Source organism: Catenuloplanes niger (assembly GCF_031458255.1).
Lineage (GTDB): Bacteria > Actinomycetota > Actinomycetes > Mycobacteriales > Micromonosporaceae > Catenuloplanes > Catenuloplanes niger.
In genome coordinates, this window is the sequence record NZ_JAVDYC010000001.1 from 9,189,804 (window position 1) to 9,206,788 (window position 16,985).

At 74.5% G+C, this 16,985-nt stretch carries 19 protein-coding genes; 16 read left to right on the top strand and 3 right to left on the bottom strand.

The window, feature by feature from the left end; genetic code table 11:
* Positions 1-40 precede the first annotated feature (40 nt).
* From J2S44_RS40310 to J2S44_RS40335, 6 genes are all read left to right on the top strand, one after another.
* Positions 41-742 carry a response regulator transcription factor gene (locus J2S44_RS40310; RefSeq protein ID WP_310428489.1) on the top strand — a complete coding sequence of 234 codons (702 nt, stop codon included), beginning with the start codon at positions 41-43 and terminating at the stop codon, positions 740-742.
* Positions 739-1,761 carry a sensor histidine kinase gene (locus J2S44_RS40315; RefSeq protein WP_310428491.1) on the top strand — a complete coding sequence of 341 codons (1,023 nt, stop codon included), beginning with the start codon at positions 739-741 and terminating at the stop codon, positions 1,759-1,761. The genes J2S44_RS40310 and J2S44_RS40315 overlap by 4 nt, the downstream gene beginning before the upstream one ends.
* A 36-nt stretch (positions 1,762-1,797) precedes the next feature.
* On the top strand, positions 1,798-2,385 hold the full coding sequence (locus J2S44_RS40320; RefSeq protein ID WP_310428493.1) for a DM13 domain-containing protein: 588 nt from the start codon (positions 1,798-1,800) through the stop codon (positions 2,383-2,385).
* 68 nt (positions 2,386-2,453) lie between these two features.
* On the top strand, positions 2,454-3,278 hold the full coding sequence (locus J2S44_RS40325) for a helix-turn-helix transcriptional regulator (RefSeq protein WP_310428495.1): 825 nt from the start codon (positions 2,454-2,456) through the stop codon (positions 3,276-3,278).
* Positions 3,279-3,357: 79 nt separating this feature from the next.
* Complete coding sequence (locus J2S44_RS40330) at positions 3,358-3,969, top strand: MmyB family transcriptional regulator (protein WP_310428497.1); 612 nt, start codon at positions 3,358-3,360, stop codon at positions 3,967-3,969.
* A 103-nt stretch (positions 3,970-4,072) separates the two neighbouring features.
* Positions 4,073-4,984, top strand: coding sequence for an NADP-dependent oxidoreductase (locus J2S44_RS40335; protein WP_310428499.1), 912 nt, complete (start codon positions 4,073-4,075; stop codon positions 4,982-4,984).
* Here the strand turns inward: J2S44_RS40335 and J2S44_RS40340 are convergent.
* Positions 4,981-5,481: a MarR family winged helix-turn-helix transcriptional regulator gene (locus tag J2S44_RS40340; protein ID WP_310428501.1), complete on the bottom strand. Its 501-nt coding sequence runs from the start codon at positions 5,479-5,481 to the stop codon at positions 4,981-4,983. The genes J2S44_RS40335 and J2S44_RS40340 overlap by 4 nt on opposite strands.
* A gap of 91 nt (positions 5,482-5,572) precedes the next feature.
* On the opposite strand from J2S44_RS40340, the gene J2S44_RS40345 reads away from it, so the two are divergent.
* Both J2S44_RS40345 and J2S44_RS40350 read left to right on the top strand, forming a co-directional pair.
* Complete coding sequence (locus tag J2S44_RS40345) at positions 5,573-6,520, top strand: NmrA/HSCARG family protein (RefSeq protein WP_310428503.1); 948 nt, start codon at positions 5,573-5,575, stop codon at positions 6,518-6,520.
* On the top strand, positions 6,517-7,845 hold the full coding sequence (locus tag J2S44_RS40350; protein ID WP_310428505.1) for an FAD-binding protein: 1,329 nt from the start codon (positions 6,517-6,519) through the stop codon (positions 7,843-7,845). Before J2S44_RS40345 ends, J2S44_RS40350 begins: the two co-directional genes overlap by 4 nt.
* A gap of 169 nt (positions 7,846-8,014) precedes the next feature.
* On the opposite strand, the gene J2S44_RS40355 is transcribed toward J2S44_RS40350, so the two are convergent.
* Positions 8,015-8,638 carry a TetR/AcrR family transcriptional regulator gene (locus tag J2S44_RS40355; RefSeq protein ID WP_310428507.1) on the bottom strand — a complete coding sequence of 208 codons (624 nt, stop codon included), beginning with the start codon at positions 8,636-8,638 and terminating at the stop codon, positions 8,015-8,017.
* A 196-nt stretch (positions 8,639-8,834) separates the two neighbouring features.
* Between J2S44_RS40355 and J2S44_RS40360 the strand changes: the two genes are divergently transcribed.
* The 8 genes from J2S44_RS40360 (at position 8,835) to J2S44_RS40395 (ending at position 16,682) form a co-directional block, all read left to right on the top strand.
* Positions 8,835-9,950, top strand: coding sequence for an FAD-dependent monooxygenase (locus J2S44_RS40360; RefSeq protein WP_310428509.1), 1,116 nt, complete (start codon positions 8,835-8,837; stop codon positions 9,948-9,950).
* 67 nt (positions 9,951-10,017) lie between these two features.
* Positions 10,018-10,185, top strand: a complete 168-nt coding sequence (locus J2S44_RS40365; RefSeq protein WP_310428511.1) for a hypothetical protein — start codon at positions 10,018-10,020, stop codon at positions 10,183-10,185.
* Between the two features lie 75 nt (positions 10,186-10,260).
* The gene (locus J2S44_RS40370; RefSeq protein WP_310428513.1) at positions 10,261-10,530 is read left to right on the top strand and encodes a hypothetical protein; all 270 of its coding nucleotides are present in this window, start codon (positions 10,261-10,263) and stop codon (positions 10,528-10,530) included.
* Between the two features lie 17 nt (positions 10,531-10,547).
* Entirely contained in the window at positions 10,548-10,811 is a 264-nt protein-coding gene (locus tag J2S44_RS40375) for a hypothetical protein (RefSeq protein ID WP_310428514.1), read from the top strand.
* A gap of 53 nt (positions 10,812-10,864) precedes the next feature.
* Positions 10,865-11,380: an Imm21 family immunity protein gene (locus J2S44_RS40380; protein WP_310428516.1), complete on the top strand. Its 516-nt coding sequence runs from the start codon at positions 10,865-10,867 to the stop codon at positions 11,378-11,380.
* Between the two features lie 281 nt (positions 11,381-11,661).
* Positions 11,662-13,944 carry an ATP-binding protein gene (locus J2S44_RS40385; RefSeq protein ID WP_310428517.1) on the top strand — a complete coding sequence of 761 codons (2,283 nt, stop codon included), beginning with the start codon at positions 11,662-11,664 and terminating at the stop codon, positions 13,942-13,944.
* 72 nt (positions 13,945-14,016) lie between these two features.
* Positions 14,017-14,850, top strand: a complete 834-nt coding sequence (locus tag J2S44_RS40390; protein WP_310428519.1) for an alpha/beta fold hydrolase — start codon at positions 14,017-14,019, stop codon at positions 14,848-14,850.
* Positions 14,847-16,682: a DEAD/DEAH box helicase gene (locus tag J2S44_RS40395; protein ID WP_374728054.1), complete on the top strand. Its 1,836-nt coding sequence runs from the start codon at positions 14,847-14,849 to the stop codon at positions 16,680-16,682. The genes J2S44_RS40390 and J2S44_RS40395 overlap by 4 nt, the downstream gene beginning before the upstream one ends.
* Here the strand turns inward: J2S44_RS40395 and J2S44_RS40400 are convergent.
* Entirely contained in the window at positions 16,672-16,920 is a 249-nt protein-coding gene (locus tag J2S44_RS40400; RefSeq protein WP_310428523.1) for a hypothetical protein, read from the bottom strand. The two genes, J2S44_RS40395 and J2S44_RS40400, sit on opposite strands and share 11 nt — an antisense overlap.
* Between the last annotated feature and the right edge of the window lie 65 nt (positions 16,921-16,985).

The following is a 16,985-nucleotide window of genomic DNA, read 5'->3' on the forward strand; positions in this document are numbered from 1 at the left end:
GAAAGACCCGGGGCCGGCCGCGCTGGGTAGCCTGACCCGGGTGGGACACCTGGTGCTGGTCGTCGACGACGATCCGATCGTCAGCGACGTCGTGCGGCGCTACCTGGAGCAGGACGGCTGCGAGGTGCGGCTCGCCGCCGACGGCGCGGCCGGCCTGGCCGCGATCGAGGCGCGTCGGCCCGACCTCGTCGTGCTCGACCTGATGATGCCGGGCGTGGACGGCCTCGAGGTCTGCCGCCGGCTGCGGCGTGACCTGCCCGATCTGCCGGTCGTCATGCTGACCGCACTCGGCGAGGAGGCCGACCGGGTGCTCGGCCTGGAGGTGGGCGCGGACGACTACGTCACCAAGCCGTTCTCGCCGCGCGAGCTGGTGCTGCGCATCCGGTCCGTGCTGCGCCGCACCACCGGGTCCGCGGCCGGCGCGCCGGACGGGCCGGCCGTGCTCACCGACGGCGACCTGGTGGTCGACACCGCGCGCCGGATCGTCACCCGCGGCGGCGCGCCGCTGTCGCTGACCGTGCGCGAGTTCGACCTGCTGGCGTTCCTGCTCGGCAGCCCCGGCCGGGCCTGGTCCCGCACCGACCTGCTGAGCCGGGTGTGGGGCTGGCGGTTCGGCGACCAGTCGACCGTGACCGTGCACGTCCGCCGGCTGCGGGAGAAGATCGAGGACGACCCGGCCGCGCCGCGCCGCATCCACACCGTCTGGGGCGTCGGCTACCGCTACGAGACGGCCGGCGGATGACCGACCTGCTGCTGATCGGCGGGTACGCGTTGCTGGCCGGCGGCGTCGTCGGTGCCGGCGGAGCGCTGGCCCTGCGCCTGCTGCGCGGCCGGTCGATCCTGGTGCACATCGTGCTGCTGCTGGCCGTCACCGTGCTCGCGGTCGTCGCCGGCGTGGTCACGGTCGCCTACGCGATGTTCCTGTCCGGCCACGACCTGAGCGTCGTGCTGGTCACGGTCGGCGCCTCGGCCGTGGTCAGCCTGCTCGTCGGCGGCCTGTTCGGGCGCCGGCTGGCCGCGGCCGCGGTCTGGGCCCGCGCGGCCCGTGACCGGGAACGCCGGCTGGAGGCCGGCCGCCGGGAGCTCGTCGCCTGGGTCTCGCACGACCTGCGCACGCCGCTGGCCGGGCTGCGCGCGATGGCGGAGGCACTCGAGGACGGCGTGGTCGGCGACCCGGCCACCGCGGCCGAGTACCACCGGCGCATCCGGGTCGAGGCGGACCGGATGACGCAGCTGGTCGACGACCTGTTCGAGCTGTCCCGGATCAACGCGGGCGCGCTGCGGCTGGCGCTCACCGCCGTACCGCTGCGGGATCTGGTCTCGGACGCGCTGGCCGGGGTGGCGCCGCTGGCCGTGAGCCGCCGGATCACGCTGGACGCGCTGGAGACGGGCTGGCCGGTCGTGCACGCCTCGGAACGGGAACTGGCCCGGGTGATCAGCAACCTGCTGGTCAACTCGGTGCGGTACACGCCGGCCGGCGGCACGGTCCGCGTCGAGGCGGGCCGGGACCACGCCGACGTGTGGCTCGCGGTCTCCGACACCTGCGGCGGCATCCCGGAACCGGACCTGGCCCGGGTCTTCGACGTCGCCTTCCGCGGTGAGCGGTCGCGCACCCCGGACCCGGCGCACACCGGCGGCGGCCTCGGGCTGGCGATCGTCCGCGGGCTGGTCGAGGCGCACGGCGGACGGGTCGGCGTGCGCAACACCGGGGGCGGTTGCCGGTTCGAGGTGCGCCTGCCGGCCGCCGTCATCGAACGGTAAGGGTCGGTGCCGGCCGGCGTGCGATCTACTGAGGACATGCTGATCCGACTTCTTCGCGCGCCGGCGACCTGGGCCGTGGCAGTGTGCCTGACGGTCGTCGCCGGAGCCGCCCTCTACTGGTTCCAGCCCTGGAAGGCGTTCACCGACCGTGAGGTGAACGACCGGCTCGCGGCCGTCCCGGCACCCATGACGTCCGCGGCACCGATGATGTCCGGGGAACCGATGATGTCCGGGGAGCCGATGACGCCGACGGCGCCGCCGGCGGGGCCGGTGGTCGTGCGCCAGGGCACGTTCATCAGCCACGAGCACGCGACCGAGGGCAGCGCCCGCGTCGTGCGCCACCCGGACGGCTCGCACACGCTCGAGATCGTCGGCCTCGACACGTCCGACGGCCCCGACCTGCGGGTCTGGCTCTCCGACCAGCCGGTCCGTCCCGGCACCGGCGGCTGGTACGTCTTCGACGACGGCGACCGGGTGGAGCTCGGCGCGCTCAAGGGCAACCGGGGCGACCAGACGTACGACATCCCGGCCGGCACCGACCTGGACGACCTCGGCAGCGTCGCCATCTGGTGCATCCGGTTCTCCGTGTCGTTCGGTGCGGCCGCGCTCACACCCGCGGGCTGACCGAGGCCTTTACCCGGTGATCGTTTCAGGCGAGGCTGGAACGATCACACCACGGGGAGGCCGCACAGATGGACCGGGCACAGCTCGCCGACTTCCTCCGGACGCGCCGGGAGGCGTTGCAGCCGGAGGACGTCGGCCTGCCCCGTGGCCCGCGCCGCCGGGCCGGAGGGCTGCGGCGGGAGGAGGTCGCGGCGCTGGCCGGCATGTCGGCCGACTACTACAACCGGATCGAGCAGCAGCGCGGGTCGATCCCGTCGGAGCCGATGCTCGCCGCGCTCGCCCAGGCGCTGCAGCTCACGTTGAGCGAGCGCGACCACCTCTTCCACCTCGGCGGGCACCCGGCGCCGCAGCGGGTCCGGGACGACCGGATCAGCCCGATCATGGCGCGGATCGTGGAGAGCCTGTCGGACATACCGGCGCTGGTGATGACGGACCTCGGCGAGACGCTGGTGCAGACGCCGCCCGCGGTCGCGCTGCTCGGCGACTACACCCGGTTCACCGGCCTGTCCCGGTACCTGGTCTACCGCTACTACACCGATCCGGCCACGCGTGAGCTCTACCCGGTCGCGGACCAGGAGAAGCGCGGCCGGGTCTTCACCGCGGACCTGCGGGTGGAGTACCGCAAGGATCCGGACGGCGTGCCCGGCGAGATCGTCACGGCGCTGCTCGCGGCCAGCCCGGAGTTCGCCGAGGTGTGGGGGCGGCACGAGGTCGACGTCGCGCACCACCACGACCTGAAGCGGTACCGGCACGACGAGCTGGGCGAGCTGGAGCTCTACGCCCAGCCGCTGCTGGACCTGGACAAGGACCAGTACCTGCTGGTGTTCACGGCCGTGCCCGGCTCGCCGAGCCACGAGAAGCTCCAGCGCCTCGCCGCCGGTATCCCGGGATGATCTCTCCCTGGATGAAGTCGGCCTTCAACCGGTGATCGCCCCCGGACACCATTGATCCGTCGAGGACGGGAGGTGGACGATGGCGGACCGGGCGGAACTGGCCGGTTTTCTCCGGGCGCGGCGCGAGGCGTTGCGGCCGGAGGACGTCGGGCTGCCTCGCGGGCCGCGGCGGCGCACCGGCGGGCTGCGCCGCGAGGAGGTCGCGGCGCTGGCCGGCATGTCGGCGGACTACTACAACCGGATCGAGCGGCAACGCGGCTCGGTGCCGTCCGCGCGGATGCTGGCCGGGCTGGCCCGCGGGCTGCGGCTGACCCTCGCGGAGCGGGACCACGTGTTCCGTCTCGCCGGGCTGCCGGCGCCGGACCCCGGCGACCATCCCAGCCCGATCGTGATGCGCGTGGTGGACAGCCTCGCGGACGTACCCGCGCTGCTGTTCTCCCGCCGTGGGGCGGTGCTGTTGCAGACCCGCCCGGCGGTGGCGCTGCTCGGTGACCGGACCGGGTCCACCGGCCCGCCGGGCGCCGATCCGCGGCAGGACGGCGTCTGGCGTCTCCGGCATCCCCAGCTGGGGGAGCTGGAGCTGCGCCGCACGTGGCTGTTCGATCCGGTCCAGTCGCACCACCTGCTGGTCCTCACCGCCGTGCCGGGCTCGGCGAGCGACGAGAAGCTCCGGCTGCTGGCCGCCGTCTAGCGCGTAACCGGCGTCACACCCCCGACCGCAGTGCTTCGAATCCGAAGCGTGCTACGGTCTCAAACAGCTTCGAAATCGAAGCAAAAGCGAGAGAAGGTCCGTCATGAAGGCGATGCGATTCCACGAGTACGGCGACCCGTCCGTCCTGCGCCTCGAGGACGTGGAGCAGCCGGTCCCCGGCGCCGGGCAGGTTCGGATCAGGGTGGCCGGCACCTCGTTCAACGGGGTCGACGCGAACATCCGCGCCGGCTACATGCAGGGCCCGATCCCGGTCGCGCTGCCGCACACGCCGGGCTCGGACGTCGCCGGCACGGTCGACGCGCTCGGCGAGGGCGTGGACCGCTTCGCGGTCGGCGACGCGGTGATCGGCTTCCTGGGGCTGGCCGCGGTCGGCGCGTCCGCCGAGTACGTGCTCGCCCCGGCCGAGATCCTGGCACCCGCGCCCACGAGCATCCCGCTGGCCGACGCGGCCGCGCTGCCGGTGGTCGGCCTCACGGCGTGGCAGGCGCTGTTCGACCACGCGAAGCTGACCACCGGCCAGCGCGTGCTGATCAACGGTGCCGGCGGCGCGGTCGGTGCCTACGCGGTGCAGCTGGCCAAGCGCGCCGGCGCGTACGTGATCGGCGTGGTCGGCCCGCGCAGCGCGGACCGGGCCCGGGCCGCGGGCGCCGACGAGGTCCTCGACGGCGACGCGGGCACCGAGCCGGTCGACGTCGTGCTCAACCTCGCACCGGTCGCCCCGGAGCGGCTGGCCGCGCTGGTCGCGCTGATCTCGGACGGCGGCGTGCTGGTGAACACCACGGTGTGGATGCCGGCGCCGTCCGACGAGGCGCGCGGCGTGCGCGGGATCAACCTGTTCGTCCAGGGCGACGCCGCGCAGCTGGCCGGCCTGGCCGCCCGGGTCGACGCCGGCGAGCTGCGCGTCGACGTCGCCCGCCGGGTGCCGCTTGCCGAGCTGGCCTCGGTGCACGCCGAGCCGGGCGCGGTCTCCGGCAAGACGGTCATCGTGATCTAGTTCTTCCGCTTGACCCGGGGCCTGGCCGACCGGGGCGGCGTGGCCCGCATGTGCCGGCGGACCCGGCCGAGCACGTCGTTGAGCGTGGCCAGGTCGCCGGCCGTCATCGGGTCCAGCAGCAGGCGCCGGACGTCGGCCACGTGCCCCGGCAGCACCCGGCCGACCAGGGCGCGGCCGGCGTCGGTGACGGTCACCATCACGCTGCGCTCGTCGTCCGGCGACGGCGCGCGGGTGATCAGGCCGCGCTTGTCCAGCAGCCCGGCCTGGTAGGTCAGGCCGCTCCGGCTGTGCACCAGCCCGTCGGCCAGGTCGGTCATCCGCAGCCGGCCCCCGGGCGCGTCGGTCAGCGTGGCCAGGATCTGGAACTGCAGGTAGCTGAGGTCGCCCTCGGCGCGCAGGTGCCCGTCGACCGCGTACTGCAGCAGGTTGGCGACCTCCACCAGCGCGAAGTACGCGCCGAGCTCCTCGGGGGTCAGGCCGGATGTCGCATCACTCACCACGTCATCCTACTTGCTTTGAATTCGAAACGCGTTATGGTTCGTGAGTGCTTCGAATCGGAAGCACCACCTCGTACGGCAGGAGACCACCATGTCCGGCAAGAAACTGATCACGGTGCTCGGCGCGACCGGTGCGCAGGGCGGCGGCGTCGCCCGGGCGCTGCTCGCCGACGGCGGATTCGCGGTGCGGGCCGTCACCCGCGACGCCTCGTCACCGAAGGCGCAGGCCCTGGCCGCGCTCGGCGCCGAGGTGACCGAGGCGACGCTCGACGACCGGGACACCCTGCGCGCCGCGTTCGACGGTGCGTACGGCGCGTTCCTGGTCACCCCGTACTGGGAGCACCGCTCGCCCGAACGGGAACTGGTGGAGGTGGCGAACCTGATCGCCGCCGCCCAGGAGACCGGCCTCCAGCACGTGCTGTGGTCCACGCTCGAGGACACCCGCGAGGCCATCCCGGCCGGCGACGACCGGATGCCGATGCTCGACGGCGGCTACCGGGTGCCGCACTTCGACGTGAAGGGCGGCGCGGCCGACGCGCTGTTCGCCGCGTCCGGCCTGCCCGTCACGTACCTGCTGATGTCGTTCTACTGGGAGAACCTGCTCGGCGACCTCGCGCCGCAGCGGGACCCGGACGGCACGCTCGCCCTGCACCTGGCGGCCGGTGACGCCCCGATCGCCGGTGTCTCGGTGGACGACCTCGGCCCGATCGCGGTCCGCGCGCTCCGGGAACCGGCCACCACGATCGGCGCCACCGTCCCGGTGGCGACCGAACACCTGACCGGGCAGCAGATCGCGGACGCGTTCGGCACCGTGCTCGGCGAGCCGGTCGCCTACCGGCCGCCGACCCACGACCAGCTGCGCGGCTTCGGCTTCCCGGGCGCGGAGGAACTGGGCAACATGTTCCAGTACTACGCCGAGTTCCCCGAGTCCTACCTCGGACGGCGGGACACCACGGTCGCGCGGCAGATGCACCCGGGCTGGCGTCCCCTGACCGACTTCCTGGCCGCGCACCGCGCCGAGCTGACGGTGCCGGCGTGACACCGTTCCGCGCACCCGGCACGCCGGAGTACGTGGCGGCCGGCGCCGCGTTCCAGCTCGCGGCGCCGGTCGACCCGGCCGGGGCGTTCACTGCCCGCTCGGTCGCCGACGTGACCGACGCGGTCGCCGCGGCCCGCCGGGCCGGCCGGCCACTGCGCGTGCACACCACCGGCCACGCGCTCGGCCGGGCCGCGCCGCTGACCGGATCGCTGCTGGTCCGGCCGATCATCGACGCGCCGGTCGAGGTCGACCCCGGCACCCGCACCGCGCGGGTGCCGGCCGGGAAGACCTGGGCCGACGTGCTGACCGAGACGCTGCCGCACGGGCTGACCGGCCTGCACGGCTCGTCCGGCACGGTCGGCGTCATCGGGTACCTGCTCGGTGGCGGCCTGAGCTTCTACGGTCGGCGCTTCGGCCTCGCCGCGAACGCGGTCCGGTCGTTCACCGTCGTGCGCGCGGACGGCGCGGTCGTCGAGGCCGACGCGACCCGCCACCCGGAGCTGTTCTGGGCGCTGCGCGGCGGCGGAGGCGGATTCGGCGTCGTGGTGGCGGCGGAGATCGACCTGGTGCCGATGCACGCGGTCGTCACCGGCATGGCGGTCTGGGACGCGGCCGACGCGCCCCGGATCGCACCGGCCTGGCAACGGTGGGCGCGCACCGCACCACCGGAGATCACCACGTCGCTGCGCATGCTGTCGCTGCCACCGCTGCCCACGCTGCCGCCGCACCTGGCCGGCCGCCGGGTGCTCGCGCTGGACGGCGCGGTCACCGCCACCACCCAGGCCGACCTGCCCGCCGCGGTACGCGTCGCGGACGAGCTGCTGTCGCCGCTGACCGCGCTGGCCGCGCCGGTGTCGAACACCTGGGCACCGGCGGCACCGGCGGCCGTACCGCTGGTCCACCTGGACCCGCCGCGCCCGGTCCCGTTCCGGTCCGGGTCCGCGCTGGTCGACGAGCTCGACGAGGCCGGCTGGGCGGCGGTGTGCAACGCCGGGCCGAGCCTGCTCGCGCTCGAGTTCCGGCAGCTCGGCGGCGCGTTCGCCGCACCTGCGGCCGGCGGCGGCGCGCTCGACCGGTTCGCCGCGCCGCTGCTGCACTACGCGGTCGGCCTGGCCGGCGACGACACCGCGCGCGACCTGCGCGCGGTCCGGGCCGCGATCGAGCCGTACCGCACCGGCTACACCGCGCCGAACTTCGTCGAACACGCCGACGCTCCACAGCGGACGTTCGACGACGACGTCCGCGACCGGGTCGACCGGGTGCGGCGCGCCGCCGACCCGGACGGACTGTTCCGCGGCGACCACACCGCACCGGTGCGGGGCTGAGCACCTGATCGTGCGCGAAGCCGCTCGCCGGGCGGCCGCGCGAGCCGCCGGCCGGCGACGCGACGCCGGCCGTGCCGGTTCCCGGCCCGACCCGGGTCCCTGACGGAACGCGCCCACGTGCCCGGCGACGGCACGTGGGTGCCCGCCGGCGGCCCCGATCCCGCCGGGCCTACGGCGCGGTGGCGCGGATGCCGGCCAGCACGACGTCGACGATCGTCTCGGCCACCTCGCGGGTGAAGGGCCGGCGTCGCCGGTTGACGTAGAGGAACACCGGGCCGGACAGCAGCTCGGTGAGCAGGTAGCCGTCGACGGGCGGGATCTCTCCCGTGGCCACGGCATCGTCGAATCGCCGGCGCACGGTGGCGAGCCGTTGGTCGTGAGCGGCCCGGACGGCCTCGTCGAGCTCCGCGTTCCCGGGAGCGGAGACGGTGGCCTGGAACAGGGCCCGGTCGACCGGGCTCGCCAGGCGCTCGGCGAACAGCAGCAGGAAGTCGACCAGGTCCCGGCGCAGATCGCCGGAGTCACGCAGCGGCGCGGCGTCGTCCGCGTACTGCGACAGTGCGGCGCTGACGAGCTCGGCGCGGTCCGGCCAGTTGCGGTAGACGCTGTTCCGGTTGACCCCGGCGAGCTCGGCGACCTCCTCGTAGCGCAGGCCGGCCACGCCGTCGCGGGCGACGAGCTCGGTCGTCGCCGCGAGGATCTGCGACCGGACCCGCGCGTTGCGGCCGCCCGGCCGCGCCGCCTGCCGTGCACCGGCGTCGTCCGTCCCAGCGATCCCCGCGTTCTCCGGCACGCCCCTGATTCTCACACCGCGCTCGCTCTGGACACCACGGTGGATCCGCCCTAGCCTTAAAGAGACATAAATTCTCTTTAACGGCGTACGGGGCGGTCGGGCTTCGGCGGGCCGTCCGCCCGCGACGTCGTGCTCGCCCGTCCATCGCAGCCGGCGCGGTAGCTCCCGGCTCGTCGTCACCGTTTGTGGGGTACGCATGAAAATTCTGGTCTCCGGCGCGGGCGTCGCCGGTCTCGCTCTCGGACGCGTGCTCGGCACGAGCGGCCACCACGTCACCGTCGTCGAGCGGGCCGGCCGGCTCCGGGGCAACGGGTCGCCCATCGACATCCGCGGGGACGCGATCGAGGTCGCGGGGAGGATGGGCATCCTCCCCGCGGTGCGCGACGCGCGGATCCGGATGACCGAGCAGGTGCACTTCGTCGACGAGAACGGCGTGGCCGTCGGCCGGCTCCCCGCCGACATCGGCGATTCGCCCGACGACCTCGAGATCGCCCGCGAGGACCTGTCCCGGATCCTGGCCGACGCGCAGCCCGAGACGGTACGCCTGCGCCTCGGCGAGTCGGTCACCTCGATCGCCGCGCACGACGACCGCGTGGACGTCGGGTTCGCCTCCGGCACCGCGGAGCGCTTCGACCTCGTCCTCGGGGCCGACGGCGTGCACTCGGCGGTGCGGCGGCTCGTGTTCGGCCCGGAGCGCGACTGGATCCGGCATCTCGGGCTCTACGTCGCCATCGCCGACATGCCGGGTGAGGCCGACGCCGGCGCCGAGCGGATCAATCCGATGTACAGCTATCCGGGGCACCTGGCCGGCGTCGCCCGGTTCAAGGACCGGGCGATCGGTCTGCTGATGTTCGCGTCGGACCCGATCGACTACGACCACCGCGACGTGGATGCGCAGAAGGCGATCCTGGCCGACCGGTTCGGCGACTGCCGGGCGTGGAAGGTGCCGGCGATCCTCGACGCGGTGCGCGCCGACCCCGACGTCTACTTCGACTCGATCAGTCAGATCCACCTGCCCGGGTGGCACCGGGGCCGGGTCGCGCTGGTGGGCGACGCCGCGCACTGCGCGTCGCCCCTCGCGGGCCGGGGCACGTCGCTGGCGCTGACCGGGGCGCAATTCCTCGCCGAGGAACTGGAGCGCGCGGACGGCGACCACGTCACGGCGTTCCCGCGCTACGAGGCCCGCCAGCGGCCCTACGTCACGTTCGCCCAGGGCACGGTCGAGGGCGGCGGCGCGCTCCTGGTGCCGCCCACCGCGCAGGCGATCGCCGCCCGGAACCGGCTGCTCCAGCCGGTCGCGGCCGGCCGGTAACGCGAGCGGCCGGCCGGTGGCGCGGGGCGGTCGGCCGAATGGCGGTCGGCCGCCGCCGGGCGTCCCGGTGGCCGGCGCCGTGCCGGGACGCGGGTCAGGTGGCCGGCTTCAGGCAGGCGAGCAGGGCCGGGCCGGCCTCGGCTGGAAGTCCGACCACGTCATCCTCACCCGTGCGTTGCGGCGCCAGGACCTCAAGGACGGGTTTGGCAAGGTGGTGCAGGACAAGGAGGTCTGACCCGTTTGCCAGGGCATGTTCGACGAAGGTAATTTCGTGTCCGGCGTTCTCCACTGACGCAAAGAAGCGTGATGAATGAGTGCCGGGACATTGGCGCTGGCGGAACTGGACCGGCACGACCGGGGTCGATTCCGCTGTGGCTGTGCGGCCGGTACGGCGGAGACGCACGTGCCGGCCATGCTCCGGGCGCTGATGCGTGAGGGCATCTGGCTGCCGCCGCGGGAGGGATTCGGCAAGAACCATGAGGAGGCGGAGGCGATCGCCGAGACGGTCGAATCCGATTCCGCCCGCCGAAGCTATTACCGGCATCAATTCGCCGGCCGGAAGAAGCGTCCGAAGCAATAGCGAGCGGAAAGGACGACATGGGGCCGATCGCCGTGCTGCGGAGCCTCGCCGAGGTGGCGCGCCTGCCCGGACCGGCCGCGCTGCCGGACCGGCTGGCCGCGGCCGAGGAACATCTCGGCCCGGCCGACTTCCGCGGGGTCTGGGGCGACGACGGCTTCCCGGCGGAGGAGGCCGAGGCCGTCGAGGCCGCGCGATGGCATCTCGGCGCCGGATCGGCCGGGATCAACCTGATGCACGAGGACCAGGGTGTGCCGTTCCGGCTCACCGTGACGGCGACCTGAACGGTGCGACACCCGGGCGGCCGGGCGCCGCGGGCACGGGACGGGAGAATTCGATGCGCAGCGTGCAGTCCCTCGGCGGACCGCTGATCCTGCTGCCGTACGACGCGGTCCGGTCGTGGACCGGGTCCTGCGGGCCCGGCGGCGAGGACGAGGTGGACGAGGAGGAGACCGAGTACTGGCGGGTCAGTGAGCTGGTGCGGGACTACGCGGAACCGGTGGACGCGGCCGGGGTGCAGGCGCTGGTGCTGGCCAACGGCCGGGCGCCCACCGCCTTCATGGCCGACCTCGGGCTGCTGGTCCAGGTGCTGGCGCACGGCGGCCGTACCCCGCCGCTCGACCGGGCGCGCGAGGTGCTGCCCCGGCTGGAACCTGCCCGCGTCACCGAGTGGTCGTGCGGCGGGCCGGGGCTGCTCTTCGACTCGGCTCGGTGCGGCCGGGGCGTGCACGACGGGGACGGCCTGCCGGTCGCCCTCCCCGCCGGCCGGTACCGGGTCTCGTCCGGGTACTGGCTCCCGGCGGACGACACGGACAGCTCGCTGGCACTCACCACGGTCGAGTGGCTGCCCTGACCACGACGAGGCACCGGTACGCGGCGTCCTGACGAGACAGCGCGAACGGTGTCCGGGCGCGCACCGCTGACACGGAGGAGCAGGCGGCCGACCCGCGGGTGGAGGCGGACGCGGTCGTGCGCGGCGCGGACACCCGGTGGTACCCGATCTCCCGGCGGCGTGTGGCGTGCCGGACGTCCGCCGAAACGTCCGCGTCCGGCCGGGCCGGCGTCGGCCGGGAACGGCAGCGGGTGACGTGACCGGTGTCCGCCCGGGGAGGCGGCGTCTGCTAGAACAGCGAGGTGCCGGATCAATCGTTCGGGACCCGGTTACGCGCGCTGCGGCGGACGGCCGGGCTGACCATGGAGCAGCTGGCGGAGGCGTCCGGGGTCAGCGCGCGAGCGATCAGCGACATGGAACGCGGGCACAGCCGCGCGCCGCAGGCCCGCACCCGCGCCGCGCTGGCTGCCGCGCTCGGTGCCGGTGCGGACGCGCTCGCCGGCGACCTGCCGGCCCGGACCGACGGCCGCCCCCGCGCGCACGACCTGCCCCGCGCGATCACCGACTTCGTCGGCCGGGACGACGAGATCCGGCGGGTACGCGCGCACGCGGCCACCGCCGGGACCGGGCCCGCGCCCGTCGTGGTGGTGCACGGCCAGGGCGGCCTCGGCAAGACCGCGCTCGCGCTGCACGTCGCGGGGGAGCTGGCCGGCGAGTACCCGGACGGCCGCTTCCACATCGGCCTGCGCGGTGCCGGCACCGAGCCGCTGCCGCCGGGTGAGGCGCTGGTGCGGGTGCTGCGCGCGCTGGACGTCGCGCCGCGCCGGATCGCCGGTGACGACGACGAGCGCGCCGGCCAGCTCCGGGACGTGCTGCGCGACCGCCGATGCCTGCTGGTGCTGGACGACGCGGCGGACGAGGCCCAGATCCGCCCGCTGCTGCCCGCGGACGGCCCGAGCCTCACGCTGGTCACCAGCCGGCGCGCGCTGGCCGGCCTGGAGGGCGTGCTGCGGATCCCGCTCGCGCCGCTGGCCCCGGCCGAGTCGGCCGCGCTGCTCGCCCGGATCGCCGGGCAGGCCGCGGACCCCGCCTGCGCCGCCGACGTCGACACCGTGGCGGCGCTCTGCGGCCACCTGCCGCTCGCGCTGCGCATCGCCGGGACCCGGCTCGCCAGCCGCCCGTCCTGGACCGTCGGGCACCTGGTCGCGCGGCTCGCCGACGAGGACCGGCGGCTGGCCACGCTGACCGCGGGCGACACCTCGGTCGAGGCCGCGTTCGCGTTGTCGCACGCCCAGGTCTCCCCGGCCGGGCGGGCACTGTTCCGCCGCCTCGGCCACGTGCCCGGCCCCGACTTCGGCGTGCCGATCGCCGCCCTGCTCATCGACGAACCCGGCAGCGATCCGGCCCGCGATCCGGCCCGCGAACCCGGCAGCGATCCGAGCCGGGACCCCGCCCGGCAGTCCCGCGCCGACCCGCTGGCCGCGTTGGACGAGCTGGTGGAGATGGGCCTGATCGAGGACGCGGGCCCGGACCGCTACCGGTTCCACGACCTGATCCGGCTGTTCGCCCGCGACCGGCTGCGCCGGGAGGAGCCGGCCGGTGCCCGGGCCGCCACCGAGCAGGCCATGTCCCGGCGGCTGCTGGACACCGCGATCGTCGCCGGCCGCTGGTTCGAGCCCGGCTACGGCGCGCCGCCGGACGGCTGGACCGGGCTGGTTCCGCTGCCGTCCCAGGACGACGCGGCCGCCTGGCTGCACCTGGAGACGGAGAACTGGTTCGGCGCGTTGCGCGTGATGGCCGCGGCCGGCGACGACCAGCTCGTCGTGGACACGGCCGAGGCGATGCACTGGTACTCCGACCGCACCCACGTCTGGACCGGCTGGTACGAGGTGTACGCCCTGTCCCGGGCCGCGGCCGCCCGGCTGCCGGACCGCCGCCAGGAGGTCACCCACCTCAACTATCTCGCGTGGGCGGCCGTGACCTGCGTGCACCGCACGGACGAGGGCGCCCGCCTGGCGATGGCGGCGTACGACCTCGCGGTGACGCTCGGCGACCTGCGTGAGCAGGCGTGGGCGCTGCAGTACGCGGCCGAGTCGTGGCGGCACGGCGGTCAGCCCGCGCGGTCGCTGGAGACGGTCCGCCGCGCGCTGCCGCTGGCCGACGCCGCCGGTGACCACGACTCGTACGTGCAGCTCTTCCAGCGGATCGGCGTGGCCCTGATGGACCTCGGCCGGTACGACGAGGCACTCGACTCGTTCCGGACCACGTTGCGGGAGCTGGACCGCCGCCCGGTCGCACCCGGGCCCGCGCTCGGCGCCCGGACCGGCGCGCACACGTTCGCCGCGCTCGCGCTCGCCGAGGCGGGCCGCTGGCCGGAGGCGCTGCGCGAGGCGGAACGGGCGCTGCCGCTCGCCACCGAGTTCGGCGGGAACAGCATGCTCAGCATCGTCCACCTGGTGCGCGGCCGGGCCCGCAACGCGCTCGGCACGGACGGCCGGGACGACCTGCACCGCGCGCTGGAGCACATGGACATCGCCGGGTACCACAAGTACGAGGCGATGGCCCGCGCGGAGCTTTCTGCGTAACTTCCTGCGTGGACTGCCGGACCGTACCGCTGATTGCATGGACGCAGTCGCACCACGCACTCAGGGAGCATCATGACCTACGTGACCACGCCCGACGGCACCCAGATCTACGTCAAGGACTGGGGTGCCGGGCGCCCGGTCGTGCTCAGCCACGGCTGGCCGCTCAACTCGGACAGCTGGGAGTCGCAGGCGCTGCACCTCGCCGCGAACGGCTACCGGGTGATCGCGCACGACCGCCGCGGCCACGGCCGGTCCACCCAGACCTGGCACGGCAACGAGATGGACACGTACGCCGACGACCTCGCCGCCGTGATCGAGGCCTTCGACCTGCGCGACGTGACGCTGATCGGCTTCTCCACCGGCGGTGGCGAGGTGGCCCGCTACATCGGCCGGCACGGCACCGCCCGCGTCGCGCAGGCCGTGCTGGTCTCCGCGGTCCCGCCGCTGATGCTCCGGACCGACGACAACCCGGGCGGCGTACCGCTGGAGGTCTTCGACGGTCTGCGGGCCGGCTCGCTGGCCGACCGGTCGCAGCTCTACCGGGACCTCGCGGACGGCCCGTTCTTCGGCAACAACCGGCCCGGCGCGACCGTGTCGCAGGGCATGCGGGACTCGTTCTGGCTGCAGGGCATGGCGTCCGGTCACCGTAACGCGTACGAGTGCATCGCCGCGTTCTCGGCCACCGACTTCCGCCCCGACCTGGCCGCGTTCGACGTGCCGACGCTGGTCGTGCACGGCGACGACGACCAGGTCGTGCCGTTCGAGGTGGGCGGGAAGGCGTCCGCCGCGCTGATCAAGGACGCGGAGCTGATCGTCTACCCGGGCGCGCCGCACGGCATCACCGACACGCACAAGGACCGGCTCAACAGCGACCTGCTGACGTTCCTGAACACCTTCAAGAACTGACAAACACCCCATCGCGGGTACGGCCCGGCAGGTCTCCTATCGTTGACCTCATGGAACACGAACCGTTGGACACCGAGGCAGGCTTCTCCGGGCTGGGTCTGCGCGCGGAACTGCTCCGCGCGCTGACCACCCTCGGCTACGAGGAGCCGACCCCGATCCAGCGGGAGGCGATCCCGCCGCTCGTCGCCGGTCACGACCTGGTCGGCCAGGCCGCGACCGGCACCGGCAAGACCGCCGCGTTCTCGCTGCCGCTGCTGCAGGGGCTGGACGCGAACCGGCGGGAGAACGAACCGTGCGCGCTGGTGCTCGTCCCCACCCGCGAGCTCGCCGAGCAGGTCTCCCAGGCCGTCCACCGCTACGGCCGTGACCTGGGCGTCCGTGTCCTCCCGGTGTACGGCGGGCAGCCGATCGGCCGGCAGCTGCAGGCCCTCGCCCGCGGCGTCGACGTGGTCGTCGGCACGCCCGGCCGCGTCCTCGACCACATCGACCGGGGCACGCTGCAGCTCGGTGACGTGCGCACGGTCGTGCTCGACGAGGCCGACGAGATGCTGGACATGGGGTTCGCCGAGGACATCGAGGCGATCCTGGCGGAGACGCCGGCGGAGCGGCAGACCGTGCTGTTCTCCGCCACGATGCCGCCCCGGATCGACGCGATCGCCCGCCGGCACCTGCGCGAGCCGGTCCGGATCACGATGGGCCGCAAGACCGTCGAGCCGGGCGAGATGCCGCTGGTCCGGCAGAGCGCCTACATGGTCGCCCGGCCGCACCGGGCGGCCGCGCTCGGCCGGATCCTGGACGTGGAGGCGCCGACCGCGGCGATCGTCTTCTGCCGGACCCGGGAAGAGGTCGACCAGGTCACCGAGACGCTGAACGGGCGCGGGTACCGGGCCGAGGCGCTGCACGGCGGGATGAGCCAGGACCAGCGCGACCGGGTGATGAACCGGTTGCGGGCCGGCACCACCGAGCTGCTGGTGGCGACGGACGTGGCCGCCCGCGGCCTGGACGTGGAGCAGCTCACCCACGTGATCAACTTCAACGTGCCGGTCGCGCCGGAGGCGTACGTGCACCGCATCGGCCGGGTCGGCCGGGCCGGCCGCGAGGGCTGCGCGATCACCCTGGCGGAGCCGCGCGAGCAGCGCATGCTGAAGGCGATCGAGCGGCTCACCGGCCAGCGGATAGCGGTGGAGAAGCTGCCGACCGTGACCGACCTGCGCGCCCGGCGGCTGGAGCTGACCCGCGCGTCGCTGGAGGCCGGGCTGGAGGCGGACGACTTCGAGCGGTTCCGGGTCGTCCTCGAGTCGCTGACCGGCGAACACGACGTGGAGAACGTCGCGCTCGCCGCGATCAAGCTGCTGCACGAGGCGGCCGGCGGCGACGAGGACGAGGAGGAGATCCCGTCGCCGGTGCCGCTGCGCGAGCGCACCCCCCGCGACCGCGACGGCCGCCCGGGCGGCCGTGACCGGGACGGCCGCGCCGGTGGCCGGGACTGGGACCGGGACGGCCGCACCGGCGGTCACGGCCGGGACCGCGACGGTCAGCCGGGCGGCCGGGAGGGCGGCCGGCCCGCGCGCGACTCCTCGTCGGACGCCGGCGTGACCCGGCTGTTCGTCGGCCTCGGCCGGCGCGCCGGGCTGCGCCCGCAGGACCTGGTCGGCGCGATCGCCGGCGAGTCCGGCATCAGCTCCCGCGAGATCGGCGCCATCCAGATCACCGACCGGTTCTCCCTGGTCGAGGTGCCGGAGTCGGCCGCCGAGATGATCATCGACGCGCTGCAGCACAGCTTCATCCGCGGCCGCCGCCCGTCCGTGCGCCGGGAGCGCTTCACCCGCTGACCATCGGCATGTCCAGCCGCCAGGCCGGCTCGAGCGACGCGATCGGCCGCCGGAGCCGGCCCCGGATCGCGGAGGTGATGTCCGTCGTCTCGACGGACATCACCTCGAACCCGGCCCGCCCGCAGCGCATCCGCCGCCCCACCCACGGCGGCGTCACGCCGATGAACCCGTCCCGCACCGCCATCGGGTGGACCGCGTCGAACTTGTCCGGTGCCGCGCTGTGCCGGCCGTCGCTCATGAGAGCACTTCCGGCCGCCGCGATGGGGACGGCGGTCGACGCGGAGTGATCGGCTGTGTTGTTGC